At 26.3% G+C, this 1,079-nt stretch carries 1 protein-coding gene; it reads left to right on the top strand.

Features of this window, described 5'->3' with window-relative positions:
• Positions 1-224: 224 nt before the first annotated feature.
• A complete protein-coding gene (fdhD, locus tag I4U58_RS13900; RefSeq protein WP_243269642.1) occupies positions 225-1,076 on the top strand; it encodes a formate dehydrogenase accessory sulfurtransferase FdhD in 852 nt (283 codons plus the stop codon).
• The last annotated feature ends 3 nt before the right edge of the window (positions 1,077-1,079 follow it).

The raw sequence follows: 1,079 nt of genomic DNA, 5'->3' as shown, positions 1-1,079 counted from the left end.
TACTGTAACATGAACATAAACTTATGAGCTATTTTTTTATCCATTTTTAAGTGTTGCACTTAATATGATAATTCATCATATAAAAAATTTTTAGAATAAAGATTTCTTTATGAACTATGATTGACATATTAAATCAACAACACTATATTTAAAGTATAAAATCATAGATAAATACTATGAAATATAAAATAATAAATAATAAACATAAAGAAAAGGGGATTGTCATGGAAAACAAATATTCAAAAGAAGGTAATCAGCAAGTAAAACAAAAAGAAAGATTAGTAAATTACGATTACAAAACAGATTTTAAATTTGAAGTTGTAAAAGTAGAAAATAAAAATCATACAGAGGAGTTGGAAACAATAATAGGGGAGTTTCCACTAGCTTTAGTAATAAACAATGAATATTCAAATACATTTTTATGCACACCAGAAAATTTAGAACAATTAGTTGCAGGATTTTTGATGACAAAGGGAGTTATAAAATCAAAAGCTGATATAAAATCTATAGAAGTTGATTTTGAAAATAGAGTTGCAAATACAGTAATTAATAAAAATGAAGACTCAGATAAAGGAAAGAGATATTATCTAAATGATTTAGATTATGTAGATTTGAAACCTATTGAAAATACAGATACAACGATAAGAGTAAGTGATATATATGAAGTTATGAAAGAGAACTTAACTTCTTCAGAATTATTCAAAAACACAGGCGGAGTACATAGTGTAGCTATTTATGATAACAAGACTTTACTTACAATTAGAGAAGATGTGGCAAGACATAATGCAATGGACAAATCTATAGGATATTGTATTTTAAATAATATCGACCTAAAAGATAAAATAATATTTGTAAGTGGAAGAATTTCTTGTGAAATGATTCTTAAAGCTGCAAAAGCAGGCATCCCTATAGTATTGTCAAAATCGGCACCTACAAATTTATCTCGAGAAATAGCTAAAAAACTAAATATAACTTTGGCTGGATTTGTTAGAGGTGAAAGAATATATCCAAATGTCATTATTGATGAAGTTGTAGTCTTTCCACCAAGTACAGGTATTTTTGCAACCATACCTTGAATT

It is taken from the genome of Clostridium sp. 1001270J_160509_D11, assembly GCF_015667935.1.
Lineage (GTDB): Bacteria > Bacillota > Clostridia > Peptostreptococcales > Peptostreptococcaceae > Intestinibacter.
This window is presented reverse-complemented; position numbering and strand designations above follow the sequence as displayed.